Origin of the sequence: Vibrio variabilis (genome assembly GCF_003263785.1) — a bacterium.
Taxonomy (GTDB): domain Bacteria; phylum Pseudomonadota; class Gammaproteobacteria; order Enterobacterales; family Vibrionaceae; genus Vibrio; species Vibrio variabilis.
In genome coordinates this window covers 21,802-48,792 of sequence record NZ_JYJK01000078.1, presented here as the reverse complement: position 1 = coordinate 48,792, position 26,991 = coordinate 21,802, and the positions used below count along the sequence as shown (strand labels likewise).

The window sequence follows — 26,991 nt, the reverse complement described above, 5'->3', positions numbered from 1 at the left end:
GCGCGTATATAGTTAAAACATCCCGCAACACCATGCGAGATGATTATGAAAGAGTTAAAGCAAATACAATGGCCGGAGTACTTCCACCCCAAAAATGCGCCGGTGCATGTAAGAAATGAGAAGATTGTGCCTACCGACTGTGAGCAGGTATGGTCTTGGATTGTTCGCGCGCCGTGTTGGCCGAACTGGCAGCACCGTAAGACACAAGTGCAGATTGTCAAAGGAGATACCAACGAGCTGCATAAAGGGACGGTGTTTAACTGGGTGACTAAGACCATGCGGTTTGAATGCACGGTCGTTGAGTACGAGCCATTTGAGCGCATTGCGTGGCGAGGGAAAACAGGTGGGGTCGACATGTACCACGCTTGGCTGATCTCTCCCTGCACCCAGGGATGCCATATTGTCACTGAGTCAACGCAGCGCGGTGGGCTTCGTTGGCTTACGGGTTTGTTTGTTAAGAAGCAGCTCGATGCTTACCACCAGCATTGGTTAGAAACACTGGCGGCTCAAAAGAAAAGTTAACTGAATATAGGAAGCGCTGGTTTGAGTTATTACAGCGTTTTCAGCATCCACACATCGCAACCATTGTGTAATGTACCCGGATAAGGTTTTGAAAGATGCTCAAAGCCAGCAAGCTCATAAAGCTTGATAGCGGCGGCCATTGAGCTCAGCGTGTCAAGGTAGCAGCTTTGATAGCCCTGCTGTTTGGCAAATGCCAAACATTGCTCGATGAGCTTTTTACCCAATCCAAGTCCGCGACTTTTCGGCAGCAAAAATAGCTTCTTCAACTCACACACCCCAGCGTGCTTACCAAACGGAGCGATACCACCGCCACCGACCACTTCGCCATCCACTAACGCAACCAAATAGAGGCTTCCCGCTTCTTCATGGTAGTGCTCACTCATCGCCAACACTTCAGGATCAGATGGACCAAAACCATCGCCAATCGCTCCATATTCTGCACCAACCGTTTTGATTACGTCACATAGCGCGTCATCATGTTCTGCGGCTACTTTTACTACTTGTACATCCATTGCAATTTCCATTGTGATTGAGAGGGGGAGCGAAGACACTCATCCGAGTAATATATCTTATGAACTATTCTCTGTTTAGCTAATGTTGGTATCGAGTTAGGATTGTCTACTGATTTTAATAGGCTTTGACCATGAATTTTTAACCATGAACAGCACCGTGACTCTCTCCTTTGCCGCCATGACGGCGTTTGCATTCAACTCGCTACTGTGTCGCCTAGCGCTTGGCAGTAGCGCTATCGATCCGGTGAGTTTTACCTCAATTCGTCTTATCAGCGGAGCCGCGACACTTATTGTTCTCAGTACCTTGATTGGGCGTAGGCAGCAAACCAAAGCTAAAACGCCCAATACATCCATTCCATTAAAACAATCCATCGCACTCGGTGCGACTTTATTTGGTTATGCGCTACTGTTTTCTCTGGCGTACATTACATTAGATACTGGCACTGGAGCTGATTTTATTCGGCACCGTACAGTTTGCGCTTGTTATCCACCATCGCCTTACCGGGCATACCCTTACCTTACTCGAAATACTCGGTATGTTCGTCGCTGTTGGCGGCTTTATCTTATTGTTGCTACCAGGGGCTGCTCAGCCATCCTGGTTGGGAGCAAGTCTAATGGTGGCCTCTGGGCTCTGTTGGAGTGGTTTTACGCTACTAGGAAAGCGAGTGAGTTCACCGATATTAGCAACGAAGCAAGGTTTCATCGTCGCCAGTGTGATGGTTTTTGCTTTTGCGATTCTAAGCCAAGTGCTGTTCGCTTTACCAAGTACATTCACTGCGTCCGGCATCCTATATGCCCTACTTTCTGGCGTCATCGCTTCTGGGCTCGGCTATTATCTTTGGTACCGCCTACTGCCAAGTATCGACATATTGCAAGCGTCATTGATGCAACTGAGCGTACCTGCCATTGCAATGTTTCTCGGGTGGGGTTTGCTTGCAGAAGTGCCGTCTTACCTGTCGTTGCTGGCGACTGCATTGATTTTGTCAGGTATAGCCCTAACGACATGGGCTAAGTCTCGTTCCGCTGTGGGAGCCATGAAATAGCCATTAATACTAATCAACGACAAATACTGGGCAGCTATAAACACTAAACAACTATAAATGCTAAACAACAATGAATACCAAATAGAAATCTAGATAAGATACAAAACCTTAATTGGTATCTGAGCGCAATCTACACTAACTTATAGCCAAGATACCTTAGTCCGAACTGCCTATTGAGATGCCAATGAGAACTCTATTTTTACTCACCCTTGCCACCTTACTTCCAATCACAACCACATTCGCTGCCAGCGATGACACGGTCGCGACTGCTCAGCCCGCCGATGATGAAACAGAGCAGCCCTTGGTAAATATAAATATGATGCTTGACCTCGACGGCATCGAGCAGTCAATCAACCGCTCTAGTGTTGCGATTGATAACCTAGCAACGTCACTAACCCTTCTGTCACAAAATGAAAGCCTGAACGAAGAGCAGCGCCAAGTGCTAGTGGATACCATGGATAACATTAATGAGCTTACCGAGATGTCTAAGTCGTCTCTAGCAGCACTGCCAGGGCACTTGAGCAATCTCAGAACTCGATTGCCAACAGCACAAAAAAGTTTGCTTATGATGTTCGTTTTAACGTACTGCTGCTGTTGGCACTGTTGGTACTGTCCATTGTCTTGGCATTGGTAGCGGCATACTGGTTATTGCTGCGCCCAATGCAAGGCACCATCTTGCACGCGACACGCAACGTTTCCAAAATGGCGTCGGCGATTCACAAAACCGCCGAATCGCTTGAGACGACCACCGAAAACCAAAAGATCATCACACAGCATCTGCATGAAACTGAATCTCTTAACATTCAACCTGCAGACCAAACATCGCGTAGTTGAGGCCACCCCATGAGGTGATCTCAACGCCTTTTATCACGCCTTCAAAGCTCAATGTCTGCCTATGGTGGAACATTGGGCTTATCACCCCTTCATGGATCAACATGGAACCAAACGGCTCCAGCTCAGTAAGATAATCTTTGGGCTCACAATTGGCACGGATCTGGTTGATCTCTTGAATAAGCCAAGCACTTAGATCGTCACCAATCGTTGTATGAAGAACAGGGTCACTCAAAAAGAACAAGAGTGCGGAAACCTGATAGTTGTCATCAAGGTTAAGACTGCTAAGTACTAACTCCTCTTCAAACCCTTGGTTGAACGACTTATCAATAAACTCGTCAAAGCTATAGTCATTCAGAGTGACCTCTACCCCTTGCTGTTGTAGAAGGCGTTTCATCGCTTTAGCACCACGAGTGATCCCCGGGTGATGATAGAAAGCAATACTCAGCGTATCGGGTAACATGACCGCATTCGAGCTAAGACGTTTAATCGGCTGCCAAAAAGGGAAAAAGTTGGTCGCATTTTGGGCGCCAAACTTTTGGTCGTCCCGTTGCAATTGCTTCCAGATTTGTTCTCCACTCAGCGCCTGACTTAACCAGCGGCGTTGGTCATGATTCAGGTTGGTGTTCCGCTGATTAAAAATCATGAACATACATCCGTGTTCGATACGAGCTTTCGAATCTGTACTCCCCGCACTTTTTCCTTCGTCCGCTAAGTAGTCGAGCTCTGGATGTGAAATCACTGGGGTCGCTTCATGACCTACGCTGTCAGTAACGGTATGGTTGCAACTGGTGGATTGTTTCGAAAACAGATCCTTCTTAAGCGACCAAATTGATACCTGATCGGTTAACGCTCGCAAGCCATGGTAGCGGTCATTGGCACTAAGCTCCATCTTCTCCAGTGTATGTACCGCCAGCGAAAATACGCCGCACCCAATCACAAGTTTGGTTGTAGAACTCGATGCCAAGCTAAATGACTCTCTCGGTTCAATGGAGTATTTAAGATCCGTCAGCAATGCAGCGAACCCTTTGTCTTGGCGCGTCAGCGTTACCTCAAGAGTATTTTCTCCCACCGCTTTGATACTCGCCACATGGTCTAACTCATGTCGAAAGTAAGGTAACGATTGAGCATAGGCCAAGCTTTCCGACACCGCTTTGGCATCCACGCGGTTGCCATTGTGGAAGTAAACCGATGGACGGAGGTAGAATCGCCAAACGTGGAAGTCTTGTTCTGCCTCCCAATGATGAGCAATATCCGCGACAACGTCTCCTTGCTCATTTAATGTCACTAACCCAGCGTGCACCTGACGAATTAAAAATCGCTCACTGTTGCGCTGTGGCCGACTCGGCGACAACACAGTAAAGGGACGGTTGTAAGTCAACTGTACTCTTACTTTGCCCTCAGAAACCCGCGCACCGGCGTTTTGTTGCAGCAATTGACCAAAAGCGACTTGGTCATGATGCAGAAACTCTAACGCTTTATCGTACTGACTCGACTTAACCCAGCCCGATGCTACATCTCGTTTTACCTCGTCATCGCTCATCGTACGAATTAGAGTGGAGCGCTGATTGCGCCCTACTCTCGGGATCCAGGATATCCAGCGCTTTTCAGTCATCATTTTAAGAATGGATCTTGTGTGACGAGGACTGGCGAATAGCGTTTCCGACACTTGCCTAGAGTCACCGCATGCTCTTGGCCCAGCTCCAAATCTAACAGGCGCTGATAATAGCGGTACAGATTAATAGGTTCCAATAATGGGTACTCCAAAAGAAATGCCAAGTTCCTCATTTTAGCTTCAAATAGACAATATTGCGATATCGACCATAAATAGGCCAAATTAAGGCATAATTTTCAAACAACAAGCTCTGTTTTTTATTTCCCCATAAAAACTCATACTAAACGCATCGTCAAAGACAAGCACAAACGGAGCTTCCCAATGAAAAACAATAGCAAAGCAAAACCCTTAACAACCTATTACTTAAAGCAGATTGCCAGTCACAAACAACGACCACGCTGGCAAACTGAAGCACTCATCCAACTAGCAAAAGCTTGTCAGTTCCTTAAATAAACCGAATCGCGATAGCTGGGGAAGCATGTTTATGCTCACCCCAATTAAACACTTTCGTTCCTCGGCTATCGCCTCTTCACAAAGATTTACCCTTGAGAAGAAAAATCTGACACTTCCCCAAACTGGCTATCCAATAGACAATCATCTTCTAATGCATATCCACTCTCTGTATTCATACATCAACCTTTTGATAATCAGAACGTTAGCAAACTTAGAAGATTAGATACGGAGCTCAGAGCATCCAAGGGCTCAGCACAAATACTGGTTTACACTTTTATTCACACAAAACTGTCTTTGACTAAAAAACCATCGTGCTAGAATGTGCGCCTTTTTCACTCAATCATAACGAACATGTCTTTCAAACAACGTGTTTCAATGACAGCAGGCCTGTCTGCCTTAATGCTCAACCCAATTGCCAATGCCACAGGGCTAAACTTTTGGGAGTCGTCCACATCGAATAGCGCCCTTGCCAGTGCCAATGGCGCCGAAGCCATCGATGCCAGTATTTTGGCGACCGCGCCATCGAGTATGACGCAGTTAACCTCGACTACAGTGACGGCAAGCGTGACGCGCTATCAAGTGGATACCGATTACGACATTTTAGGAACCAAAGCAGCCTACTCCAAAGCCAACCCGATTCCCGCTGGTTTTTTAGTTATGCCTCTCGAATCAAACTGGTATGTCGGTCTTGCGGCTTATAGCCGAACCGCAGCGGATATTTCGGTTCCTGATATAAAATTTTTAGGCATTCCATTCCACAGAGAAGCACGTACTCGGCCAATTGTTGTCTCATTTGCTCCCAGTGTTGCCTATAAAATGGGTAACTTCAGCATCGGAGCTACGTTGGAGTATCAATACGCGGACTATTTGCTTGAAGCAAAAAAGTGTGAATGGTTTACCTGTAACGTTGACACTACGACCGGGAATACTAATGGTTGGAGCGGCGCTCTAAGTGCAACATGGCAAGCGAATTCTTGGCTAACTCTTGCGGCGACACATCGATTAGCGAGCGATTTTGGCGACAGCAATATTCAGTTTGATTTGCCATCAATAACCAGCGTCTACGGCACAATAGCACTCACAGACAACTGGTCGTGGCACAATACCTTCAGCCTATCACGCTGGAATGGACAAGGCGTGACCTATTCCAATTACGATGACCTTTTCGGGCTACTGAAAGGCTCTCGCCATAGCAAACGCTATGCGACCTCAATGGAATATCGAATTGGTGACTTTTCGTTACGCGGTGGTGCAAGCATAGATGAAGCCATTGACTCTTTTGGTGGAGAGGATGTGCGTTATCGTTTGGGTGCAGCGTATAACGTGAGTGATAACCTGACTCTAGATCTAACTGGCTTCGCTGAGAACTACGCAAGAAAATATATCGCAATCGATCCACTGGATACTAAAGTCGACGTTCAAAACAAAGGCTACGGCGTAAGTCTTGGGCTAACATACCGCTATTAAAGAGTACAAAAAGAGAAGTTCCTACCATCGAATGTAGATGGGTGTACCAATCTTGACTAAAGACACAAGTTCATCCATCTCTTCATTGGTGATGGCGATACAGCCATTCGTCCAATCAAAACTCTGAACAAACTGTGGCGCACGGCGATCGCCATTTTTTAAGCCATGGATCTTGATGTTCCCACCAGGCTGACACCTAAACTCTCCGCTCGGTTCTTATCTCTGAGGTTGGGGTAGCTAATGTGCATTGAGCGATAAAAGGCCGAATCATCCATCACGAAGTCTAAATAGTACTTTCCTTCTGGCGTGCGGTTATCTCCTTCTTGGATCTTATGGCCGCGTGGACTCTTACCCAAAGCGATACGATACTCTCGAACCACGACGTCACCGTCCATCAAATACATTCGCCTAACAGACTTTTTCACTTCCACGCGATCAACCACTGCCTGTTTTTCAAGCTCAAAACCTTGAGCATTCGTAGGCAACGCGATCACCATAACCAAAACTAATAACCACTTATACATCAGTCTTTCCTCTCGTACCCCAAGCGATTCTAGCTTTGGGAGGCAGATTCTACCCGTTCTCACTCTCGGTTCCAATGAAAAGTCCTCGTGTGGGTTGAGCTCTCAACGCTCATTGATGCAAGCAACTGAATACATTATAGGATTAGATTCTCTCTATTTTTGTTGCCAAATAACAACACTGTTTTCATTAAATCCCCATATATCAACAATAGTAAATTGACTAAACTGCTTAGCAACTTCACAGAGAAGTCCAAACAATCGTTAAGGTGAACACATGAAAAAGCTCGTTGTTATTACAGGTGCCAGCTCTGGTATAGGTGAAGCTATTGCTCGTCGTCTCAGTGACGCAGGCCACCCTCTACTACTTCTTGCTCGTCGCGTCGAAAAACTTGAGGCACTAGAGTTACCAAACACTATGTGTGAAAAAGTCGACATTACTGACAAAGCGACTTTCGAAGCCGCGATTCAAAAAGCGGAACAGGCATTTGGTCCTGCAGATGCGTTAATCAACAACGCTGGTGTTATGCTACTTGGCCAAATCGACACTCAAGACGCGTCTGAGTGGAAAACCATGTTCGACGTCAACGTGCTTGGTCTTCTAAACGGTATGCAAGCAGTGTTAGCGCCAATGAAAGCGCGCAATTCAGGTACCATTATCAACATTAGCTCTATTGCTGGACGTAAAACTTTTGGTAATCACGCTGCCTATTGCGGCACTAAATTTGCCGTGCATGCTATCTCTGAAAATGTGCGTGAAGAAGTGGCTGAATCTGATGTACGCGTTGTTACTATCGCTCCAGGTGCGGTTGAGACTGAGCTACTGTCACATACCACATCTCAAGAGATCAAAGATGGCTACGACGAGTGGAAAGAAGTCATGGGTGGCGTACTAGCGGCTGATGACGTAGCGAGAGCCGTTGAGTTCGCTTACGCACAACCGCAAAATGTGTGTGTTCGAGAAATCGTTCTGGCGCCAACTCGACAGCAGCCATAAGCGCTTTTTTAACATCGGCGATGCTCAGTAGCATCGCCATTTTTTAGCCATTAAAGCCAACCCTATATAAAGAATTACGCCTGAAAAGCAGCAAATAAAAGAATCGAAACACTTTGAATATAAGTATTGCAAAACGTTTATTTTGTAATCAGTTGTAATTCTATGACGCTGTCTTATTTTTCAGCATATAGTTGCAAAAGCTTTATTATTAGTAGCGTCATCTCGCAAATCCCTTCTCTTCTCTGGATTAAAATAGCGTTAGTCAATAACGATTCCTGAATGAAGGAGAAGTGAAATGGATAAAATTATCAACACCTTAGGTTTATGCATCATTGCAAGTAAGTACGCTATCGTATTGTTAATGGCGGGCATCACATTCAGTACTGGTGTGGTTGCAGCAGAGCTACTTTGCACAGGGATGGAAAACTCTGAATAAGCGGTTTGTAGGGAATATATCGCGACAAACCTCTATTTAACCTTTTCGTTGCTTTATATTTTACTTGGGAGCTTTTGCTCCCTTTTTTATGTCAGTTTCACGCAGACAACGATTAGAACACATATATACCCTATATCCCTGTCTAGCCTCTTCTCACAACGCAAGATTTATCTTCATTTCGGTATGCCGCTTAGAGTAAGTTGCGGGTACAATAGCCAATTCTTCGCCTTGTTGTTGAAAGGGACAATCCATGTTCGCTGATTGGTTTAGCCAAACATCGCTTATTGCGATGTTGCTCATTTTTGTTGGCTCCTACGTTCAAACCGCCATCGGCTTTGGACTCGCCATTGTCGCTGCGCCTTTACTGTTTCAAGTATCACCTGACTATGTGCCTGCGCCGATCTGTCTTGTTGCGCTGTTTATTTCGCTACTCAACGCAATGAAACATCGCAGCAGCATTGCGATTGGTGGACTTAAAATGGCCATCATTGGCCGTATCCCGGGTTCAATCGCTGGCGCTGCGCTTCTGCTTTATGTATCAACACAAGTATTGTCACTTTGGCTAGGGTTACTGGTTGTGTTTGCGGTTGTCGTCAGTCTACTTCCGGTTCGTATTGAGCCGACCCCGGTAAGAATGGGGATCGCTGGTTTTTTCTCTGGCTTTTTTGGTACCAGTAGCGGCATTGGTGGTCCACCAATGGCATTGTTGCTTCAACACCAAGAGGCCAATCAGCTACGCGGTAACCTCTCTGCATTTTTTGTGTTTAGCTCGTTTATTTCACTCGTGATGCAAGCACCCATAGGCTTTCTAACCACACACCACTTGTTCATTACGGTTCCACTGATCCCAGCAGCATGGCTCGGCTACCAATTAGCTAAGCTCACCACAGGGTCGTTGCCGAAAGAAAAGATTCGCCTTGCGGCACTAGTACTATGTTCATTAAGTGGCATCACCGCAATTTGGCAGAGCTTTTAGTTCTGCCTAGTAACTTTTACTCGTGCTTGCCTAAACAACAAGCACAAAAAAAGGAGCGAAGTCGCTCCTTTTTCATTGCTTAGATCAAGCGAGATTAGGCATGTTTTGCGTCAGCAGAGTGATCTGATGATTGCTTCTCACGCGTTACAATCCAAATGGCAACAAACGCTACCGCAGTTAGTACACCAATCGCGACCGGTAGTGCACTCCAGCTAAACTCTTCAACAGTAAAGCCACTGATTGCGCTACCTGTAGCAAAACCGATTGAGATGAAGAACATCATTAGACCTTGTGTGTAACCTGCACCAACACGCGTCAAGCGTGATGCAACCGCAGGGGAACACATGTCTGTAACGGTAATACCTTGCAAGTAAATAATAACCAAAGCCACTGGCAGAATCACTGTAGGGATAAACTGAAGCTCTGCGATAAAGTATAGCGCCGCGATAACCACAATTGATGCAACAGTACATAACTTAAACAGTGCTGTAGGACCAAATTTCGCAGAAAAGCGCTCTGCGGCAACAACAACAATAAGACCTAATACCGCTGAGATTGACAAACTCGTTGCCGACAAGGCTTCCGAGACTGTGAAGGCATTTTTCATTAGGTTAGGGAACTGGGCTTGGAATGCACCTTGACCCGCACATAATGCCGCAACAGCAAACAGGAACAGACCAAACTTTGAGAAAATCACTTTGATTAGGTTCACCTTCTCTTGCGCTTCTTCTGCCGCTGCTTTTTCACGCGCTTCTGCCGTATCCAGTACGCGCTGACCCGCTTCTTTGTTGGTTAGGAAAGTAATCACTGACAGCACCGCAACGGTCGCCATCATAGTGTAGAAGCTCGTCTCGTAACCAAAACCACCGTCAGTTAGAGCAGCCAGTGCGCCGCCACCCAATAGCGTACCGATGATTGCAGCTTGCGCCATGCGTCCTAGCTTTAGTGCTTCCGTCTTATTGTCATAACCTGCAAACGCAATGAACACTGGGTTAAGCATCAGCAATGTCGCAGAACCTAAACCAAAGAATACCGAACCAATTGCCATCATGTTGAAATTAGTACCCGCTGCGATGTAGCAGAAGCCGGCAACGATATACGCAACCATACCAAGGAACTGCGCTAGGCGGTGCGCCTTAAATTTATCGGCCAATAAACCAATAATTGGAGCGGCAAGGCCTGCAACACCAAAGAAGCCCATTGCTAGACCCGCGTTTGCAAAGCTGCCTGTACGCTCTGCAACAAAAGCAGGCATAACAATCGGAATGAAAACTAGCTGTACAAAGCCGTAGGCAAGGTGGGCGGAGAACCAAAGTTCGATCCCAAGTTTGTTAAATAGATTTTTTAGCATAACTATTCTGCGCATCCCTCTTGCTTGTCTGAAAGCACTGTCTGCTTTCATACCGCAAAATTTCAGCAAGCATCCTTCTGGTAAATAAGTAGGCCACCGTGGCCTTTCATTCTGACTGGTATCAAACAAGTACAATAATCCTACGACGACAGATTAAATGTTACTCCGGGCGTAACATTTAATAATGTTATCCATAGATCATATTCCTTTGTTTGTTGATTATTAACTTACTACCAAACTTAAATATTGAAATACCCTGAATCAATATTTTGAAGAAATAGGCATGCTCAATGTCTCAAAATTATAAAATGTTCTAAAATCAAAAAATCATATGTTAACAAAAAGATAAATACGCAAAACAAAAAGCCATTAAATGATCCAATACTGTTAAAATTTGACATTTTTTATAGCTTTAACGACCTATTTACCGTCAAATTAGAACAAACCACCATCCAACAAATTATCGAATAGGAGGGCAAAATCTAATTAAAGCCAAGCATTATAAATAGATTTGAACATACCGCAGTAAAATACCTAAGTATTTTACTGCGGTATGTTTAACTCCAGATATAATATTTGATTCTTGATTGGGAATTTATGGTTAGATATTCAGTTAAAAACATCCAATGAGAGGTAAATATTCAAGAAAAGATAAGTTGAACCAGCAAGTCGCTGGTTCAATCAGGTTAGAGTTTTTTCATGTTTTTAGGACAGGTATCGAGATGAGTGGTCACCACCAACCCAGTATCAGTTAAACAGATATTGCCTGGCTCACCTGCATCATCAGCCAAAGCAAAAAACGAACATACCGTGCTTAGCACGAACACTACTAATGACTTCATTATGAATACTCCTTGCTAAAGTCTTGTTCTACGGGCAGTCTCCGTGCCTCGCTTTCTCAGCATAGACAAGAAATTCAAAGATCAGCAAAGAATTAGCGTCATTTCACTGTGCAAATAATCAGCGCAAATAACCCCAAGCCAAACCATTCACCACGACAATCAATTAAAGCTAACTACTCACTTTCACGCATTTTGACAGCATACATTCAGAGCAACAATAAGTTTTACCCAACCATTACAAAGCGCCGTCAGTTTGTTCCTACACTTGGTAGATCTCAATCCACTGGGTAAATGCTATGCTATTGAATAAAAGACTGCTGATTCTAATTCTGAGTGCCTTTTTGGTCACCGGTGCTAGTATCTTCGATCTAAACAACTCCCCTGGCCAGCTTCAGGCATACGCGAACGTGGTTAAAGATACTTACGAGTCCAAGCTATTCTCTCTATCTCCCTATAAACAAGGGCATTTTGGCTTACGCATGTACCGCCAAACTCAAGATGAGAAATACCACACCACCATTTTGGTCGACCTTGCTAATGTGACTGACCGACTCAATCAAATAGCCGCCGACGTCACCACGCCCAACGCAATTCGTCAGCACTCTCTTGCTCGCCTAAATGAATACAAAAAAGGTAAAGACGAGCGCAGCCAGCGCCGTTATGCTGCAACCAAAAACAACCCAGACTACTTCTATATGGGACTCGACCTTTTACGGTATCTCGCCAGATTGCAAGAATATGGAGTCACTCATAAGTCTGACCAAAAATTGCGCAAGGTGCTTCGAAGCTACGATTTTGAAAGCATTCTGACTGATAAGACAATGATTACCGCATGGGCAGCGCAACTGGCTAACCAAGCGTATTGGTTAAGGCAGATCGGTGAGCAAGATTTAGTTTCTGAGTTTGTCGACGCGTTCCAACGCACTTACCCAGATAGCGAAGACTACCGCTTAAGCAAGCAGCAGTTTGGCAACAAACTCTATGGCATGACGCACATCATTTTGGCGGATTCTGGTTACTATCAACGCCCAGTCAATGAAAAAGACCATCAATGGATTTACGATTATTTCCGTCGCAACATCGATGACATCATCAAGCACACCAAGGAGGATATTATTGCTGAAGTTGGGATCAGCTTTTTGTTAGCAGGACTTCATGATGATCCTGTTGTAACGAAAGCTCGCGCCGCTATCGCTCGTGCCGTTGATAAGAAACATGGCATGATCCCATCAGTTTCTGGCGATTTCGATTTTGCTTATGGCGAGCATCGTAACGTACTCGCCATTATGTTACTCGACTGGAGAGCACCTTATATTGGACCCAATGTGTCATCGGATCCAAAGCTCTTTAAGCAGTTGCCTTACGGCGTGCGACCATCAGCATAGAGAGAAGATAGAAGCATCGAGAGCGGTTAGAAGAATCGAAAACAGTTAAAAGAACCGGCCTTTGGATTTATTCACTGTCCGGTTCAAATTGCCCTGACTGCAAAAACTGCACAATGAGCCCCGTCACGTAAGGATCTCGGCGCAACCTGTCATGCTTAATGTCTACTTCGATAAAGTCTTGCATGCCTTTTAACTTTGTTGACTCAACGGACACCAAACCATCATTGGTTTTAGCAAACATACTATTGAACACTGGGTAACTTTGGGTGCCAGCAATGACACCAAAGTTATAGTTGGGAAGCGGAAGACGGTTTGGAAAGCTCTCCGGGTTTGTCGTCAATGATTCTGCGGTGCCACCCACTAATGACAGCATCCAGGTATCAGAAAAAAAATCCGCAACATCACTGCCATGATTAGGAGTGCCTACAAAAACCACATTGCCCATTTGCTCAGAATGAACAAAATCAGGATGCTCGGCAAGATAAGAGCGAATCACCAAACCGCCAAGGGAGTGGCCTACAAAATGGATCTTGGCGTGATTTTTTAAAGCAAAGTTGGTGGGTACGTGTTCACCAGAAGCATGCTTCGCTACCGCCTGACTATCTCTCTTCTGTTTAGAGTCATTGAACTCTGAGATACAGCGTGACAATTCTTCGGCACTTTTATCCAAGGTGTTTTCGATAGGTTGACGCAACGTTGGATAGTCTACAACACAGACTTGATAACCTTGATCTGCAATGCCCTTCGACATATTTTGCATCGACCAAGCGCTACGCGCTAAACCATGCACTATCACGACCTGCTCGCCATGATGAGCTTGATACTGCGCGTCAGTGACCTCCATTTCGGGTTTGCTACATCCTACGAGTAATATTGCGGGTACAAGCAGTGCCCAATTGTTCCGCATCATGTTACCTCTCTCCAAACCACCGATCCATTGTTAGCATATCAAACGGGTACTACCTGTACTAGGAGGGGATGAAGGGATTTTTGTTCCAAATTACGACATATTAGTGGTCGATAGAACATTGAGAAAACGGGTAGCACAACTTATTGATATAAAAACTATTAACAACTGAGAGATAGCAAAATGCGGGCAATCTTGAACTCGATACTACTTACCTCAATACGCCCCCTCTAATGCGGAAGCAAAATCATAGTTTTGTCTCCTGAGCTCGTAAAATTTACACGCTTAGATTCGCTGCGCTTTAAGTTAACCATACGAAATATAAGGTCTAAATAATCAAAACCGTCACTTTCTCGTGGTTAATATAGAAAGCGACAACAGATATTTACTTTACGAACCACACTCAGCAAACTATTCACCAGGCCAATATAAACCCAGTTTGATATATAAATTAACTTCGCTATGTTGAAGATGAGTGCACTCCTATTTTCAATATCCACCGCCAAGTACGCCTGGCGGTGTAGCTCTGCTTACCCATAAATAAGGAGTGGCACTATGTCCACAACCATAAAAAATCGAACACTGGTGATGGCTATTGCGCTTGCCTGTGCGTCGACAACAGCGTTGGCGAACGATACCGATGGAGATGGTATCAATGACAGTCTTGATGTATTCCCTTGGGATCCGGCCAAATGGCTCTGCCGTTTCATGAGTTGCCCACTGTCATTGAAGCGGAAGACTTCGATCTCGGTGGTCAAAATATTGCTTACTCGGATAGAGAAGCGGACAACCTAGGGTCAAAGAATTATCGAAACGAAGGGGTCGATTTTTCCACTCACGATGGCAAAGTCCATGTCGGCTGGTTTGGTCGCGGTGAATGGATGAACTACACCGTAAGTGTCCCTGAATCGGGTTATTATGAATTTTCTGCCTGGCTTGGCTCTAAGTCGACAAAAGTTCGCTCTCTCGAACTGCATGAAGGGGATACGATCCTGGTCGAAATGCCCTTCCTGTCAAGTACAGGGGAAACAAGAAACTTTGAGCAAACCCAACCACATACTCTTTTTCTAGCCGCCGGTGAGCACACGTTTACTCTTTTTGCTCGAGATGGCTCGGTACGTGTCGACAGAATGCAATTCGATCTGTCACCACTGTCAAAGGATTCCGATGGTGACGGTGTTGTCGATGCCGAAGATGCCTTCCCTAACGATCCAGCAGAAACTAAAGATTCAGACAAAGACGATCTAGGTGACAACCAAGACCCTGATGATGACAATGATGGCGTTCCCGATGTCGATGATGATTACCCTCTCGACCCAACACGTTCAGAAAATATCGCCACCAGCACTCAACCGGATCAATGTATCGGCGCGGAAAATCAGCAGTTGCTGTGTGATGTACTCGCCAATGATAATGATCCTGAAAACGATCAACTCACCATTGTACTGACAGAACAGCCAACATATGGCTCCATCAGTATCGCTGAAGGCAAAGTTCTGTATACGCCTTCTGCTGATTTCGTTGGTCTTGATGAATTTAGCTACCGCGTTGATGATGGATTCAATGTATCCGACCCAGAATGGGTAAGCGTGCAAATAGATCGCACGACACCTATTGAGGATGCTGCCCCTATCTACACTGCCGGTTTCGAAAATGGTGACCCTCAATCAGGATTAAATCAAGCGTTGACGGCTTCATTTTCAAGTAGCTATGACTCACTGACAAAAGAGCCAGCTAGCTACCATTATTACCAAGTAGAGAACGTCCCTTGGGCAAGAACGGGTGAGCATGTGCTCAAGTTTTATGGAGAGCCACCGGCGTATCGCAGTGAAATTGCCTTTATGAACAGTGATTACAATTTCGCGCCGGGGGATGATTACTATTACAGTGCCAGTATTCGCCCTGATGCATCATGGCAAAACATCACTAAGTACTCCATTATCGTTACGCAGTGGAAATCCTTTAGCTCGGGGCCACATGGCGCTATTCGACTGAGCAACAACGGCGACTTTAAGCTCACCTACCACGCACCTAACTACCCAACGATGGATCTTGGCGTTGCGCCGCAAGACACTTGGACGGATATTCGGGTCTACTTCAAAAAATCGTTAGACGCTGATGGTCGTGTGATGATCTGGGTAAACGGTGAATTGAAACTCGATCGCACAGGTAAAACGCTACTGATTGGTAACAATGGTTATACCAAGCTAGGTATGTACACTGAGATTCGTGACGCGAGAACCCTATATTTTGACAACGTATCTGTGTCTAAAGCCATTAACCGCTCGTTAGAAGAGTGGGGACAGGCGCCCGTAGATGGCATTTATAACGATAGTGACGATGACGGGGTGAGTAATGGACTCGATCCCTATCCTTTTGATCCCAATCGATAGCCAATAATAAGCCGATCGGCGAACCGTCACTGACGATTCGCCGTTCTAAAATGAAGTCAGTCTAAAAACTTCGCAACGTACCAACAGTCCGCTTCGATATCAAACTGCTCCGCACGAGCCCATTCCAAACCCTGATCAACCAATTGTTTGGCGATACCTTGCCCACGAAATACATCCGGCACATAAGTACGAGTAAAGTTAATGCTGTTACCGTTTAATTTATACTCCAATACACTTTCGTGGCCATCTTTCGCAACCACAAAACGTTGACGTTCTTGTTGGTGTTCAATCATAAAATCTCCAGATTCACGTCGGGATAGAAAGGCAAAGACTACCGAAAATCAGCGCGTTATGAAATTAGAAAACCAGTATTAAACATCGATCGTCCCCCTAATTAGGGTCACAGCCTGGCCACACAGCTCAATACGCTCACCTTTCACCATCATACCAACGTAGCCACCTCGCTCTGAATCCTGATAGCCTACAAGTGAGCACTTGCCAAGTTTTTCTGCCCAGTATGGCGCGAGAGCGCAGTAGGCGGAACCTGTTACAGGGTCTTCATTCACCCCAACCCAAGGAGCAAAGTAACGGGCAATAAAATCGACATCGCTTCTCGAAGATTGGGCTGTGGCGATCACTGCCCTGCCATCCGATTCTAATAATGCATTAAAGTTTGGACGCAGATGATGCAAACTGTCTTCATGTTTCAGAACTAAGAAATCTTTCCCACCTTCGACTTCTCCAACAAACTCAACATCATCGCTGCTAAGCCCTAACGCAGCCAAACGCTCGGTTGACATGGATGCTCGTGGGAGTGGTGGAAACAAAGGAAAATCCATTGAAATTCGCGCACCAGATTTTTGCGCAGACAAATCGCCAGATAAGGTGTGAAACGTAAACGTCCCTCTTTCACCTAGCAACCCAAGTTCATCTAGTACATTAACGGTAGCCAGAGTGCCATGACCACAAAGCGCGACCTCGATTTGCGGCGTGAACCAGCGAAGTCGGTTATCGCTAAGCGACAAAAACGCGGTTTCTGAAATCGCCATTTCCTTTGCGATATTGAGCATCAATGATGCCGGCAGCGGCTGCTGCGTAACACAAACCCTGCGGGGTTGCCTTTAAACGGCTCTGCGGTAAACGCGTTTACTGATAAATATCGAGTTTCATGAGAATAACCTTTTACACCACTGCTGTGTAAAGAATAGATAATAAACGAGGGAATATCTCAATAAACCTGAAGCAACCACGGAATCATAGTCACATTTGCTCCTATCCACAGCCGAGTTTCATCTATCTACAGCCGAGTTTCATCTATCTACAGCGGAGTTTCGTATAGGATCATACCGAACTAGACATGAGTTACCTATGCACAACAAAGCCCATCTGCCGAGTAAACTGTGCCCCGTGTGTCGCCGCCACTTTAACTGGCGCAAGAAATGGCAACGCTGCTGGGATGATGTGAAATATTGCTCAAAGCGCTGTGCTTCTAATAAACATCGATTACCATTCGATCAGTGAACCATCGAACGCAAGAAACTGGCCATTATTCTCACGCTGCAGAGACATCAACACACTCATTAGCAAGCGTGCGGTTTTGTCTGCTGAAAACAACTTGTGCTCAGGCACATTGGCTTGAAAAGGTTTTGAAAGAGAGGTATCGGTCGTCCCAGGATGCAAAGCAACCGTGCAGGAGTTGGGCATCAACCGCCCCCACTCAATACTGATATTTTTCAGCGCCATATTTAGTGCCGCTTTCGAGCAGCGGTAGCTATACCACCCCCTAAACCGTTATCACTGATACTGCCAACGCGAGCTGACACCGTTGCAAAACGAGGTGCAGCGGAGCGCCTCAATAAAGACTGTAGATGCTGAGCAAGAAGCAGAGTTGGTAATGTGTTGATCTGCATCGCTTTAGTAAACCGATCAGCCTCAATAGATTTGAGATTTTTCTCAGGCAGCTCGTGGTCGATAGAAAGCTGACCAACGCAGTTTATCACCCAATCCAGGCAAGCAGATTGCCTAGCTGCCTTATTTCCAGATAGAACCTCTGTTATCCCTTCAACCAGAGGCGCGTATTGCGAAGGCTCGCATACATCTAAAGGCAGCCAAACAATGTCACTATAGTCTTCTGCTTCTGCCGGAATACCTTGTCGATATGTAGCCATGACGGTCACGTTAGGAAGGGTAGATAGAGTTTTGCATAGTGCCCAACCAATGCCGCCTGAGCCACCAACAATCAAAACGTTTAACCCTAAATCTGACATCCCTTGCTCCTAAACAGTGTCATGATTTATAGCTCGTCAATTCGAGCTAAATTGGCTTCTGCTGTCGTCAAATGCTCGTCTTGCACTTCCGGCGCCATGCGATCCCAAGTGCGATATATCATCGCAACGCGTGGGTTTCTCGCGAGCTTTTCACGATGTTTGTGCATGAAACGCCAGTAAAAGCCATTAAAAGGACACGCTTGCTCGCCACTCCTCTCTTTTACGTTGTAGTAGCAGCCGCCACAATAATCACTCATCTTATTGATGTAGCCACCGCTTGAGCAATACGGCTTGGTCGCAATAAGCCCATCATCGGCGTACAAGGCCATTCCTCGCGTATTAGGCATCTCAACCCACTCTATGGCATCGACGTATATCCCGAGATACCACTCTTCAACTTTGTCTGGGTCAACTTCCGTCAATAATGCAAAATTACCTGTGACCATAAGACGTTGAATATGATGCGCATAGGCAAACTCTAGCGATTGAGAGATGGCATGGTGCATGCAGCGCATTTTCGTTTGCCCAGTCCAGTAAAACTTGGGCAAAGGCCGATATGCTTCAAGGGCATTTTTGTATTGATACTCCGGCATATTGCTCCAGTACATTCCACGAATGTACTCGCGCCAACCCAATATTTGACGCACGAAACCTTCTACCTGCGCTAAGCTGATCGAGCCATCCGATTCAGAATACGTGTTAATAGCGGCGTACAACACTTCCAACGGAGACAACATTTTGCTGTTGAGTGAAAATGACAACCGACTGTGATACAAACTCCACATCGACTCATGCTCCGCCGTCATGGCATCTTGAAAGCGGCCAAAGTTGGGTAAACAGATCTGGCAAAAATGGGCGAGTAAGTTCAGCGATTGCTCGCGATTAATCGGCCACAGCAACTGCTGACCAATCTCTCCAATGGACTCAATATCGTGTCTCACCATGCGATCGATGACATCGCGTGTGGAGTTGGCGAACAGGAGAGGCGCAGGTAAGTCATTTAAGTCGTTGCTTTTCAGTTTATTTCTGTTGTCAGCATCAAAGCTCCACTTACCTCCAAGCGGTTTGTCTTCGCTTTCCATCAACATGCCATGTTTCTTGCGCATTTTCCGATAAAAGCGATCCATAACGATCGCTTTACCCTTTGGAAACAGTGCTTCGATCTCTGAAAACGGCAACAGAAAGTGCTCGGTATCCACCTCTTTCACAGCGATATCTGGTAGTGCGATTTGTCTCAGTTGCTCGAGCAAACGCCATTCGTCAGGTCTTTGGTACTGAAAATGCTCGGCGCCATGATGTAAACACTTTGCGAAAATGAGTTCGTCTAACGATTCAAACCGAGCGCTATCATCAAGCGTCAAATGCTCCACGTGATGCCCCTGCTCAGACAAGGCATGGGCAAAGGATTCCATGGCGAGAAAGAAGGCGACCTGCTTTTGGATGTGGTGAGTCACATACTCAGACTCTTGTTTTAACTCAGCAATAAGATAGAGCACGCCATTTTCTACATCTGAAAACCAAGAGTGCTGTAAGTTGAGTTGATCACCCAATATGAGTCGAACCGTGTGATACGCCATCGCTACTCTCCTTTTCTGTTGTATGTTGGCAGTCAGTTTTGCCCGTGATATTTGACTTCGTCTTTATGATGCGACACCTTTAGCGGGTCATTTAACCGTTATCAAGTGGCCAATCCACCATATCTACTGCATCTACACTCATAGATAGGCCATCACCTTCCCACGTACGGATGAAAACTTCCTCAGGATCATAGAGTTGTGTCTGTTTTTGTAAGTCAAACTTACGATGACCACGCGGGTCAGCCCCGACACCTGCCAAGTACTGCCAATTCCCCCAGTTCGAGCCCACATCGTAATCAATCAATGTATGCTGAAAGTAGTTAGCGCCGTAGCGCCAATCAATGGCGAGTTCATGGACAAGACAACTGGCCACCAGCTGTCGGCCACGATTAGACATATAACCTGTCTGTTTCAGCTGACGCATACAGGCATTAACAATGGGGTAAGGGGTGTTGCCGTTTACCCACTGACGGAATCGCTGTGCATAGAATGAAGTCAGCGGCGACTTGTGCTTAATACCTGAAAACGCGAACAATCTTGCGCCATGACAGCGAGCATACCAATGGAAGTATTCACGCCACAGCAGCTCAAACACAATCCAGTAGGTTGACTCGTTGGCACCAAACCGCCTTTCAAACCGATGCAGTTGACTCACAATCGTTCTTGGTGACACATTGCCATTGGCAAGCCACAACGAGAACTTGGTGGAACTTCGCCAGTCGTCCAACGCGTTGCGTGTCTGCTTGTAACTCAGCGCGGCATCTGTCTCGAAATATCCTCGCACATGCGCAAGTCCTGCAAGCTCGCCACCCCGGACACCTTGTTCTCCCAAATTTACCACCTGCTCGAAGCATCCGTACGCTTCAGGAAGTCCTTGGCGATTGTTAATCGGAGGTGGCAGCTCAGTCACCGTACTTCCGGGAAGAGCAATGGGCTGCTTTTCTATCAGCTTTCGAAACTTTGAAAATGAATCGGGTAAATCAGATAAGTCGAAAGGTAATGTGTTTTCACAAAACAGACTGTGACTTTCTTCTCTATGTACGGTGAGTCTTGGATGATGACGAGCCAAGTGATCCACCACAGTCTCAGCGTACCAGCTGGCTGTTTGTGCAACAAACAGGTCAGTAATGTCATAACGGCCAATGAGTTCGCTTAACTGCTGCGATGCTTCCCCAAGCTATCTGCCTCCAACTTGTGGAGCACTTGCCCAATTTGTCTGAGGGACTGATTGAGCTCTCCGACTGACTGCATTAAGAAGTGCTGCTTAGCATCATTATTGATTTCAACCGGGAGAAATCGACGTTCGAACTGCGTCTTTAATTCAGGAAAAAACACGCAGTGAAGAGAGGTTACTTCTCTAGCTGCTTTGGAGAGCAGTGCGTTGTCATGCAACCGCAAGTCGTTATAAAACCAATACAATCCTCGTTTGATGGCCATCTTGTTCTCGCTATGTTCGTCGCGTTAAGCGCGGGCAGTGTTTACACATACGTACAGACGCGCTTGTTAGCTTAGTCAATGAGTGGGCGGTTCGCGAAGTACACACGTAAAAAGTGTGTCTAAACCATAAGAGGCTTGCATTATGGCACTCAAAAAAACACTCGATAATCTCGCCCCACATTTTGAGCCAGGAGGGAAATACCAAACCTACTATCCACTGTACGAAGCTGTCGCTACCCTTTTTTATACGCCCGGTCACGTAACACAAGGGCGCACCCATTTAAGAGACAGCATCGACTTGAAGCGCATCATGATCATGGTATGGATTGCGGTATTCCCAGCCATGTTCTGGGGAATGTACAACATAGGTAACCAAGCAACAGCGGCACTCAGTGTCACCTACACACTGGATGAACTGGTGCCAGTGTTTGAGCAAAGTTGGCGCTTGTCTCTAGCTTTTGGGTCTCCAGAGGCACTGACCAGTGCCGGTTGGGCCAGTGAAATGTTCTACGGCGCGCTCTTCTTTCTGCCAGTCTATGCGACAGTATTTATCGTCGGCGGTTTTTGGGAAGTGCTGTTCTCTATCGTCCGCAAACACGAAGTCAACGAAGGTTTTTTCGTCAGCTCCATCCTGTTTGCACTTATCTTACCCCCACGATTCCCTTGTGGCAGGCAGCGCTTGGCATCACCTTCGGGATAGTGGTTGCAAAAGAAGTCTTTGGAGGGACAGGGCGTAACTTCTTAAACCCTGCGCTCGCCGGACGGGCTTTTTTGTATTTCGCTTACCCTGCTCAAATGTCTGGCGGGGCAGTTTGGGTGGCTGCCGATGGTTACTCAGGCGCAACGCCACTAAGCCAATGGTATGAAGGTGGTCAAAGTGCGCTAATCAATAACATGACGGGTGAAACCCTCTCTTGGAGTGATGCCTTTATCGGTAATCTTCCAGGCTCAATGGGCGAGGTGTCGACGCTACTTATCATGCTGGCTGGCCTATTCTTGATTGCGATAGGCATTGCGTCTTGGCGAATTGTGCTTGGTGTATTGATTGGCCTGACTGCTACCGCGACATTGCTCAATCTGATTGGGTCAGATAGTAACCCTATGTTCTCCATGCCGATATGGTGGCACTTTGTGATTGGCGGCGTCGCGTTTGGCACCTTTTTTATGGCGACCGATCCGGTTTCCGCTGCATTTACTGACTCGGGAAAACTGGCTTACGGTGTGCTGATAGGGGTTATGACCATCTTCATACGTGTACTCAACCCAGCTTATCCAGAGGGCATTATGCTCGCGATCTTGTTCGCGAACCTGTTTGCGCCACTGTTCGATCATGTGGTCAAAGAGTCTATGGTTAAGCGCCGAACACGTAGGATGAACAAGCTTAATCAATAATGCTCAAAAAGCGTGCAATACACATTGTAAACTGCAACAGCATTTATAAGAGTGCTGTTGCGGAATAAAGATCACACCTTTTTTAGTGTCTATTTTCAAAAACTGAGGATCCGAAAGTGACAATTTACTCATCTCATTAGATAATTGCACAGCTATACAGTAAAAATAACTACAAGAAATTATGGCATTTATCGGAATGAGCTAAGGACAACGAAGGGACTATGAAGAAAAACGATTTTCAGAAATCGGCTGCCAATCTGAAAAAAGCGGTGCCGCTGATGGTGAAACATCACGTACCGGCAACGCCGGCGAATTACGCTTTATGGTATACCTATGTGGATCAGACCATCCCTGAGTTAAATGCCGATATGGATGCCATACTTAAAGATTACGAAGTCCTACCACCTGTTAACTCCGCTTCTCTTTATCGAAGCCACATTGCTGAAAAAGCAGAAGTGGATCTTCAGGGTTTAAAAGAAAACCTGGAAGCCATTGTCACTGAGATGTCGAGCTCGATGGATGATGCCCTTAGCGACACCAGCGAGTTTTCACAAGCGCTTGAACATAGCTTTGACGGCTTATCATCAAGTCTGGATGCCGAGCGTGCACCGACCTTGATGAAGTGATGCCCCTTATCAAACAATTAGTCGATGAAGCCAACGACATTAGGCACTCCACAGACTTCATACACGGACAGCTCAAAAACGCCAGCGATGAGATCAGCCGACTCAAATCTCAGTTAGCAAAAGTCCAATGCAACGCCATGTTCGACAGCTTAACCTCGCTGTATAACCGCGGTGCTTTTGATGCCGACTTAACCATGTTTTGCGAAGCCAAGCAGCCACTAAGTTTGATTTTGTTAGATATCGACCACTTTAAAAAATTCAACGATGAAATGGGGCATCTATTTGGCGACACCATTTTGAAAGGGATCTCTCAGCGTCTGAAGCAAGCTTGTCGTGGCGGCATTACTGCCTATCGATTCGGTGGCGAAGAATTCGCGCTGATTGTACCGAATAAATCACTGCGTGTTGCGAGACAAATGGCAGACGCCCTGCGTTTGGCCGTTGAAAAAATGACCATTAAAGATCGTAAGAACGGCCAAAAGGTCGGCAACATTACCGCCTCTTTTGGCGTGGCAGAATTCATAACAGGGGACAGCTATGCGTCGCTGGTTGACCGTGCCGACAAGCAGCTTTACGACGCGAAACGTTCTGGTCGTAACCGAGTGATGCCGTTCTAAAAAAACGCCCCACCGTTAAGGCGGGGCAATACTACCAAAGGAAAATGCGGTAATAATAAACGTGCTAGCGTGAATTAAAATGCGAAGCTGAATCCTAATGTGTAATCGTCACCGTTTTTCGCGGTGTACTCTTTATCCTCACTGCAAGCGCGTGGTCGCCCTTGCTCATCGCCTTTCACTAGACTAACCCAGTGACGAATTCCCGAAGCGTGACAGTTTTCTGACTGACCAAACGTGGTACATGTTTCCAATTGAATGTCTTCAATTTCTACCAGCTCTAAATTGCCAGTACCTTTACGACGACCAATCGTAACCTCTAGGTGAGTGCCGCTTTCATCACGAAGCAAAATACCTTCTGGTGCACATTTATCGCCAAGGTAAGCTACGAAGTGCTTAGCGCGTTTGAGTCCCGTGTGCTCTCCATTTTTGAAATACGCCTGTACGTGGCGATAATCAATTTCGTAGCTCACCACGTCCTCATGTGAGCCTTTTTCGAGGGGAAACAGGGTGTCTAGCAGCTGTTTTGCCATCTTTTGTTTTTCCATCTGCTCATCAGCTTTAACCATCTCGACGGCGAACACGGCTTCTGCGATAAAGGTTGAATGGTTCTTATGAAGTTCTGTTTTATCGAATGTCAACATGTTCATAGTCTGTCCCTCTTACTGCTGCTAGATCCAAATTAGAGTAATCAACCCAAACGGATGTTTAAATTTATATTCGTTTTGTGATTTGTATACTTTGTAGACTAGCGTGTTTTTGACTACAATTTCACAACAAAAATTTTACAATGTGAATTTTACAAAATGCCAGTGTCAAAAAGTCTGATCCGCCAGTCCCATTTTTTGGGCACCAAAGTTCGTAACCTACGAAAACGTAACCACTTAACCATGGAAGATCTGTCTGCGCGTTGTATTCGCGTCAACCCAGAGTACGCGCCTTCCGTCTCTTACCTATCGATGATTGAACGTGGAAAACGCGTCCCTAGCATCGATATGCTGGAGGTGATCGCCGAAGTATTTCAAAAGGATCCCGCTTGGTTTCTCGACAATGAACCCGAGCCAGATGAAATTACCCCGGTAAAAGGAAATCGCGGCGGAATAAGTGGTATGGCACTTGAGCCAAGCTTTTTGTTCTCCAATGACATTTTGCAGATCGCCATTCCCGAAATGCTCTCGCAAACCGGGATCACGGGTCGTCAATTTGCTCACTTGTTGATACGTGCGCATCAGGAAAGTTTGCAGAACCACTTCCCCGACCTTGAACGTGCCGCAGAAGACGTTGGCTTGAAACGACTTAATCTCTCGATTGAAGATCTCATCGATATTGCGAGCGATTTGGGACTGCGCGTGCAATGGGTAAACCGGACTCCGAAAGATGTGGTGGACGAGCTTGGGGTGAACGCTAAGCAGCTGGTGACGTCATTTTTCGAGCCACCCGGCACCATCTACCTCAACGAAATCCTGAAAGCCTACCCAACACGTCTAAAATACGATTTGGCGGTATATATTGGTCACCGTATCCTGCATCGCGACGAAGGCTTAAAAAGCGTACTCAGCGTCGGCAATCAAAATACCTGGGACGACAGTGCAGCTCATCAGTCTTCTTCGGCACTCAACTCACAGGACATCCTTCAAGCATGGCGCGATTTTGAATCCAGCTTCTTTGCAGGGGCACTACTGTGTCCCAAAGTGCCATTCAGACAACTGCTCGACCGAAGCGGCTATGAGATTGATGTTCATAAACGGGTCGGCGTGTCACCTTCGGTCGCTATGCGTCGCATGACTGTTGTGTCCCCATATCCCCACTGGCACTATTTCGATGCTTATGGCCCTGGGAAACTCAAGGCTGTCTATCGCGGAAATGGTATTCCGCTTCCGTGGGGAAATATGCGGATGGTTAATGACCCCTGTCAGCACTGGGCAGTATTCAGAAGATTGTCTGAACCACAAAATGGTTCGTCGGCGCAAATATCCATATTGAATGTCGGTGATGAACCAAGGATCTATTGTTGTGAATCCATCAATATGACCGACCCTGCGGGTAACAATCGAGTGCTGTGTGCGGGCATCGATCTCAACCCTGCTATTGATGCGCAGGGAGGCAATGCATTAGACATCGCTAGCGAACTTAAACGTTCATGCGTTGAAGGCGGTGGTAGTGTCACCATTCCGCGTCATATCAAAAAAGATCTGCAAACTGTCGCCAAAATACTCAACATAAACTGGGTAGAGCGGGGGATTGAAGGTGATGCTCGATTAATCTGCTCACGAGGGGCTGTTTGTCCGCGTAAACCAAGTTGTTATGAAGGTTGTCAGGATGATGCAAGTCGGACACTGGGAGACATTGTTTGACATGCACAAGGCCTAGCAAGCGAAAGATTAATGAATGAATAGCGAATCAAAATTAGGTGAGGAATAGGCTTGGAAAGAGCCTTTTCTGAGCCCAGAAAGAAAAAAAGCCAGCCACAAAAAGTGTGTGACTGGCTATATACAAGTGTGAACAAAATAGGTTCACTAACAACGTCAGTTGGCTAGGTGACCCTCGGCTTAAAAAGGGTCGCTCTTACTAATGCAGTATGCGTGCCAACTTTTAAAAGCCTCTATTTAATTGATTTTGACTAAATCTACACCAATTTCAGGGAAATAGCGTTCATATCACTTTTGCAAAATGCAAATTAAAATGCATTTTGCAATCACGACGGTTCTCATAGTAGGAATATTGATAAAATACGTAACCCACAAGCGTTACCAGTTGCATAGGTGAGGGTGTGAAATAGTTAAGCTGTCGTTAGGCCAGTTCGATTAAATACACCCAACGCACAACC

Annotated in this window: 24 protein-coding genes and 4 pseudogenes; 14 read left to right on the top strand and 14 right to left on the bottom strand. The window is 46.1% G+C overall.

Annotated elements, in window-relative coordinates; all coding sequences use genetic code 11:
- Positions 1 to 45 precede the first annotated feature (45 nt).
- Complete coding sequence (locus TZ48_RS12810; protein WP_112479439.1) at positions 46 to 522, top strand: SRPBCC domain-containing protein; 477 nt, start codon at positions 46 to 48, stop codon at positions 520 to 522.
- A gap of 29 nt (positions 523 to 551) precedes the next feature.
- On the opposite strand, the gene TZ48_RS12805 is transcribed toward TZ48_RS12810, so the two are convergent.
- Positions 552 to 1,034 (bottom strand): GNAT family N-acetyltransferase, encoded by a 483-nt coding sequence (locus TZ48_RS12805; protein WP_112479438.1) that lies wholly within the window; start codon positions 1,032 to 1,034, stop codon positions 552 to 554.
- Between the two features lie 536 nt (positions 1,035 to 1,570).
- On the opposite strand from TZ48_RS12805, the gene TZ48_RS12800 reads away from it, so the two are divergent.
- Both TZ48_RS12800 and TZ48_RS12795 read left to right on the top strand, forming a co-directional pair.
- Positions 1,571 to 2,077 carry an EamA family transporter gene (locus TZ48_RS12800; RefSeq protein ID WP_112479437.1) on the top strand — a complete coding sequence of 169 codons (507 nt, stop codon included), beginning with the start codon at positions 1,571 to 1,573 and terminating at the stop codon, positions 2,075 to 2,077.
- A 184-nt stretch (positions 2,078 to 2,261) separates the two neighbouring features.
- On the top strand, positions 2,262 to 2,711 hold the full coding sequence (locus TZ48_RS12795) for a hypothetical protein (protein WP_112479436.1): 450 nt from the start codon (positions 2,262 to 2,264) through the stop codon (positions 2,709 to 2,711).
- A gap of 11 nt (positions 2,712 to 2,722) precedes the next feature.
- Here TZ48_RS12795 and TZ48_RS25090 read toward each other — a convergent pair whose 3' ends face one another.
- Entirely contained in the window at positions 2,723 to 2,860 is a 138-nt protein-coding gene (locus TZ48_RS25090) for a hypothetical protein (protein ID WP_239670838.1), read from the bottom strand.
- Between the two features lie 13 nt (positions 2,861 to 2,873).
- On the bottom strand, positions 2,874 to 4,526 hold the full coding sequence (locus TZ48_RS12790; RefSeq protein ID WP_239670837.1) for an ABC transporter substrate-binding protein: 1,653 nt from the start codon (positions 4,524 to 4,526) through the stop codon (positions 2,874 to 2,876).
- 318 nt (positions 4,527 to 4,844) lie between these two features.
- Here TZ48_RS12790 and TZ48_RS25855 point away from each other — a divergent pair, with 318 nt between their 5' ends.
- Together TZ48_RS25855 and TZ48_RS12785 are read left to right on the top strand one after the other, a co-directional pair.
- Entirely contained in the window at positions 4,845 to 4,976 is a 132-nt protein-coding gene (locus TZ48_RS25855; protein ID WP_275426437.1) for a hypothetical protein, read from the top strand.
- Positions 4,977 to 5,327: 351 nt separating this feature from the next.
- Positions 5,328 to 6,443 carry an OmpP1/FadL family transporter gene (locus tag TZ48_RS12785; protein ID WP_112479435.1) on the top strand — a complete coding sequence of 372 codons (1,116 nt, stop codon included), beginning with the start codon at positions 5,328 to 5,330 and terminating at the stop codon, positions 6,441 to 6,443.
- A 21-nt stretch (positions 6,444 to 6,464) separates the two neighbouring features.
- Here TZ48_RS12785 and TZ48_RS12780 read toward each other — a convergent pair.
- Positions 6,465 to 6,940: pseudogene (locus tag TZ48_RS12780) on the bottom strand (L,D-transpeptidase family protein).
- Between the two features lie 301 nt (positions 6,941 to 7,241).
- On the opposite strand from TZ48_RS12780, the gene TZ48_RS12775 reads away from it, so the two are divergent.
- The 3 genes from TZ48_RS12775 (at position 7,242) to TZ48_RS12770 (ending at position 9,373) form a co-directional block, all read left to right on the top strand.
- Positions 7,242 to 7,961, top strand: coding sequence for an SDR family oxidoreductase (locus tag TZ48_RS12775; protein WP_112459942.1), 720 nt, complete (start codon positions 7,242 to 7,244; stop codon positions 7,959 to 7,961).
- 295 nt (positions 7,962 to 8,256) lie between these two features.
- Positions 8,257 to 8,397, top strand: a complete 141-nt coding sequence (locus TZ48_RS25085; protein ID WP_239670836.1) for a hypothetical protein — start codon at positions 8,257 to 8,259, stop codon at positions 8,395 to 8,397.
- Positions 8,398 to 8,647: 250 nt separating this feature from the next.
- Positions 8,648 to 9,373, top strand: a complete 726-nt coding sequence (locus TZ48_RS12770) for a sulfite exporter TauE/SafE family protein (protein WP_112479434.1) — start codon at positions 8,648 to 8,650, stop codon at positions 9,371 to 9,373.
- 94 nt (positions 9,374 to 9,467) lie between these two features.
- Here TZ48_RS12770 and TZ48_RS12765 read toward each other — a convergent pair whose 3' ends face one another.
- Positions 9,468 to 10,724 carry an MFS transporter gene (locus TZ48_RS12765; protein ID WP_112479533.1) on the bottom strand — a complete coding sequence of 419 codons (1,257 nt, stop codon included), beginning with the start codon at positions 10,722 to 10,724 and terminating at the stop codon, positions 9,468 to 9,470.
- A 686-nt stretch (positions 10,725 to 11,410) separates the two neighbouring features.
- Entirely contained in the window at positions 11,411 to 11,566 is a 156-nt protein-coding gene (locus TZ48_RS25080; protein ID WP_239670835.1) for a hypothetical protein, read from the bottom strand.
- Positions 11,567 to 11,862: 296 nt separating this feature from the next.
- Here TZ48_RS25080 and TZ48_RS12760 point away from each other — a divergent pair, with 296 nt between their 5' ends.
- Complete coding sequence (locus TZ48_RS12760; protein WP_112479433.1) at positions 11,863 to 12,951, top strand: DUF3541 domain-containing protein; 1,089 nt, start codon at positions 11,863 to 11,865, stop codon at positions 12,949 to 12,951.
- Positions 12,952 to 13,018: 67 nt separating this feature from the next.
- Here TZ48_RS12760 and TZ48_RS12755 read toward each other — a convergent pair whose 3' ends face one another.
- The gene (locus TZ48_RS12755) at positions 13,019 to 13,861 is read right to left on the bottom strand and encodes an alpha/beta fold hydrolase (RefSeq protein ID WP_239670834.1); all 843 of its coding nucleotides are present in this window, start codon (positions 13,859 to 13,861) and stop codon (positions 13,019 to 13,021) included.
- Between the two features lie 689 nt (positions 13,862 to 14,550).
- On the opposite strand from TZ48_RS12755, the gene TZ48_RS12750 reads away from it, so the two are divergent.
- Positions 14,551 to 16,251: a heparin lyase I family protein gene (locus TZ48_RS12750; RefSeq protein WP_112479432.1), complete on the top strand. Its 1,701-nt coding sequence runs from the start codon at positions 14,551 to 14,553 to the stop codon at positions 16,249 to 16,251.
- A 56-nt stretch (positions 16,252 to 16,307) separates the two neighbouring features.
- On the opposite strand, the gene TZ48_RS12745 is transcribed toward TZ48_RS12750, so the two are convergent.
- Both TZ48_RS12745 and TZ48_RS12740 read right to left on the bottom strand, forming a co-directional pair.
- Positions 16,308 to 16,544 (bottom strand): GNAT family N-acetyltransferase, encoded by a 237-nt coding sequence (locus tag TZ48_RS12745; RefSeq protein WP_112479431.1) that lies wholly within the window; start codon positions 16,542 to 16,544, stop codon positions 16,308 to 16,310.
- Positions 16,545 to 16,622: 78 nt separating this feature from the next.
- Positions 16,623 to 17,321, bottom strand: a complete 699-nt coding sequence (locus TZ48_RS12740; protein ID WP_112479430.1) for a PhzF family phenazine biosynthesis protein — start codon at positions 17,319 to 17,321, stop codon at positions 16,623 to 16,625.
- 298 nt (positions 17,322 to 17,619) lie between these two features.
- Here TZ48_RS12740 and TZ48_RS12735 point away from each other — a divergent pair, with 298 nt between their 5' ends.
- The gene (locus TZ48_RS12735; RefSeq protein WP_112479429.1) at positions 17,620 to 17,772 is read left to right on the top strand and encodes a DUF2256 domain-containing protein; all 153 of its coding nucleotides are present in this window, start codon (positions 17,620 to 17,622) and stop codon (positions 17,770 to 17,772) included.
- Here TZ48_RS12735 and TZ48_RS26130 read toward each other — a convergent pair.
- The 4 genes and pseudogenes from TZ48_RS26130 to TZ48_RS12720 form a co-directional block, all read right to left on the bottom strand.
- The gene (locus TZ48_RS26130; RefSeq protein ID WP_112459934.1) at positions 17,755 to 17,994 is read right to left on the bottom strand and encodes a Rossmann-fold NAD(P)-binding domain-containing protein; all 240 of its coding nucleotides are present in this window, start codon (positions 17,992 to 17,994) and stop codon (positions 17,755 to 17,757) included. The genes TZ48_RS12735 and TZ48_RS26130 overlap by 18 nt on opposite strands.
- Positions 17,995 to 17,996: 2 nt before the next feature.
- Positions 17,997 to 18,518 (bottom strand): SDR family NAD(P)-dependent oxidoreductase, encoded by a 522-nt coding sequence (locus tag TZ48_RS12730; RefSeq protein ID WP_338062270.1) that lies wholly within the window; start codon positions 18,516 to 18,518, stop codon positions 17,997 to 17,999.
- Positions 18,519 to 18,544: 26 nt separating this feature from the next.
- Positions 18,545 to 20,095 (bottom strand): cryptochrome/photolyase family protein, encoded by a 1,551-nt coding sequence (locus TZ48_RS12725; RefSeq protein WP_112479428.1) that lies wholly within the window; start codon positions 20,093 to 20,095, stop codon positions 18,545 to 18,547.
- A gap of 91 nt (positions 20,096 to 20,186) precedes the next feature.
- Positions 20,187 to 21,532 (bottom strand): annotated as a pseudogene (locus tag TZ48_RS12720) (DASH family cryptochrome).
- 142 nt (positions 21,533 to 21,674) lie between these two features.
- On the opposite strand from TZ48_RS12720, the pseudogene TZ48_RS12715 reads away from it, so the two are divergent.
- Positions 21,675 to 22,924 (top strand): annotated as a pseudogene (locus TZ48_RS12715) (NADH:ubiquinone reductase (Na(+)-transporting) subunit B).
- 221 nt (positions 22,925 to 23,145) lie between these two features.
- Positions 23,146 to 24,167 (top strand): annotated as a pseudogene (locus tag TZ48_RS12710) (GGDEF domain-containing protein).
- Positions 24,168 to 24,241: 74 nt separating this feature from the next.
- On the opposite strand, the gene TZ48_RS12705 reads toward TZ48_RS12710, so the two are convergent.
- Positions 24,242 to 24,814: an aldolase/citrate lyase/malate synthase family protein gene (locus tag TZ48_RS12705; RefSeq protein ID WP_042502951.1), complete on the bottom strand. Its 573-nt coding sequence runs from the start codon at positions 24,812 to 24,814 to the stop codon at positions 24,242 to 24,244.
- 156 nt (positions 24,815 to 24,970) lie between these two features.
- Here TZ48_RS12705 and TZ48_RS12700 point away from each other — a divergent pair, with 156 nt between their 5' ends.
- On the top strand, positions 24,971 to 26,518 hold the full coding sequence (locus TZ48_RS12700) for a DUF3612 domain-containing protein (RefSeq protein WP_112479427.1): 1,548 nt from the start codon (positions 24,971 to 24,973) through the stop codon (positions 26,516 to 26,518).
- Positions 26,519 to 26,991: the final 473 nt, after the last annotated feature.

Excerpts from the sequence above, each read along its gene's own strand:
- TZ48_RS25855 (WP_275426437.1), top strand. The coding sequence starts at position 4,845 with ATGAAAAACAATAGCAAAGCAAAACCCTTAACAACCTATTACTTAAAG.
- TZ48_RS12800 (WP_112479437.1), top strand. The coding sequence starts at position 1,571 with ATGTTCGTCGCTGTTGGCGGCTTTATCTTATTGTTGCTACCAGGGGCT.
- TZ48_RS12775 (WP_112459942.1), top strand. The coding sequence starts at position 7,242 with ATGAAAAAGCTCGTTGTTATTACAGGTGCCAGCTCTGGTATAGGTGAA.
- TZ48_RS12745 (WP_112479431.1), bottom strand. The coding sequence starts at position 16,544 with ATGATTGAACACCAACAAGAACGTCAACGTTTTGTGGTTGCGAAAGAT.
- TZ48_RS12750 (WP_112479432.1), top strand. The coding sequence starts at position 14,551 with ATGGCTCTGCCGTTTCATGAGTTGCCCACTGTCATTGAAGCGGAAGAC.
- TZ48_RS12700 (WP_112479427.1), top strand. The coding sequence starts at position 24,971 with ATGCCAGTGTCAAAAAGTCTGATCCGCCAGTCCCATTTTTTGGGCACC.
- TZ48_RS26130 (WP_112459934.1), bottom strand. The coding sequence starts at position 17,994 with ATGGCGCTGAAAAATATCAGTATTGAGTGGGGGCGGTTGATGCCCAAC.
- TZ48_RS12790 (WP_239670837.1), bottom strand. The coding sequence starts at position 4,526 with ATGATGACTGAAAAGCGCTGGATATCCTGGATCCCGAGAGTAGGGCGC.
- TZ48_RS12805 (WP_112479438.1), bottom strand. The coding sequence starts at position 1,034 with ATGGATGTACAAGTAGTAAAAGTAGCCGCAGAACATGATGACGCGCTA.
- TZ48_RS12770 (WP_112479434.1), top strand. The coding sequence starts at position 8,648 with ATGTTCGCTGATTGGTTTAGCCAAACATCGCTTATTGCGATGTTGCTC.
- TZ48_RS12725 (WP_112479428.1), bottom strand. The coding sequence starts at position 20,095 with ATGGCGTATCACACGGTTCGACTCATATTGGGTGATCAACTCAACTTA.
- TZ48_RS12735 (WP_112479429.1), top strand. The coding sequence starts at position 17,620 with ATGCACAACAAAGCCCATCTGCCGAGTAAACTGTGCCCCGTGTGTCGC.
- TZ48_RS12810 (WP_112479439.1), top strand. The coding sequence starts at position 46 with ATGAAAGAGTTAAAGCAAATACAATGGCCGGAGTACTTCCACCCCAAA.
- TZ48_RS12740 (WP_112479430.1), bottom strand. The coding sequence starts at position 17,321 with ATGCTCAATATCGCAAAGGAAATGGCGATTTCAGAAACCGCGTTTTTG.
- TZ48_RS25085 (WP_239670836.1), top strand. The coding sequence starts at position 8,257 with ATGGATAAAATTATCAACACCTTAGGTTTATGCATCATTGCAAGTAAG.
- TZ48_RS12795 (WP_112479436.1), top strand. The coding sequence starts at position 2,262 with ATGAGAACTCTATTTTTACTCACCCTTGCCACCTTACTTCCAATCACA.
- TZ48_RS12760 (WP_112479433.1), top strand. The coding sequence starts at position 11,863 with ATGCTATTGAATAAAAGACTGCTGATTCTAATTCTGAGTGCCTTTTTG.
- TZ48_RS25090 (WP_239670838.1), bottom strand. The coding sequence starts at position 2,860 with ATGCAGATGCTGTGTGATGATCTTTTGGTTTTCGGTGGTCGTCTCAAG.
- TZ48_RS12785 (WP_112479435.1), top strand. The coding sequence starts at position 5,328 with ATGTCTTTCAAACAACGTGTTTCAATGACAGCAGGCCTGTCTGCCTTA.
- TZ48_RS12765 (WP_112479533.1), bottom strand. The coding sequence starts at position 10,724 with ATGCTAAAAAATCTATTTAACAAACTTGGGATCGAACTTTGGTTCTCC.
- TZ48_RS12755 (WP_239670834.1), bottom strand. The coding sequence starts at position 13,861 with ATGATGCGGAACAATTGGGCACTGCTTGTACCCGCAATATTACTCGTA.
- TZ48_RS12705 (WP_042502951.1), bottom strand. The coding sequence starts at position 24,814 with ATGAACATGTTGACATTCGATAAAACAGAACTTCATAAGAACCATTCA.
- TZ48_RS25080 (WP_239670835.1), bottom strand. The coding sequence starts at position 11,566 with ATGAAGTCATTAGTAGTGTTCGTGCTAAGCACGGTATGTTCGTTTTTT.
- TZ48_RS12730 (WP_338062270.1), bottom strand. The coding sequence starts at position 18,518 with ATGTCAGATTTAGGGTTAAACGTTTTGATTGTTGGTGGCTCAGGCGGC.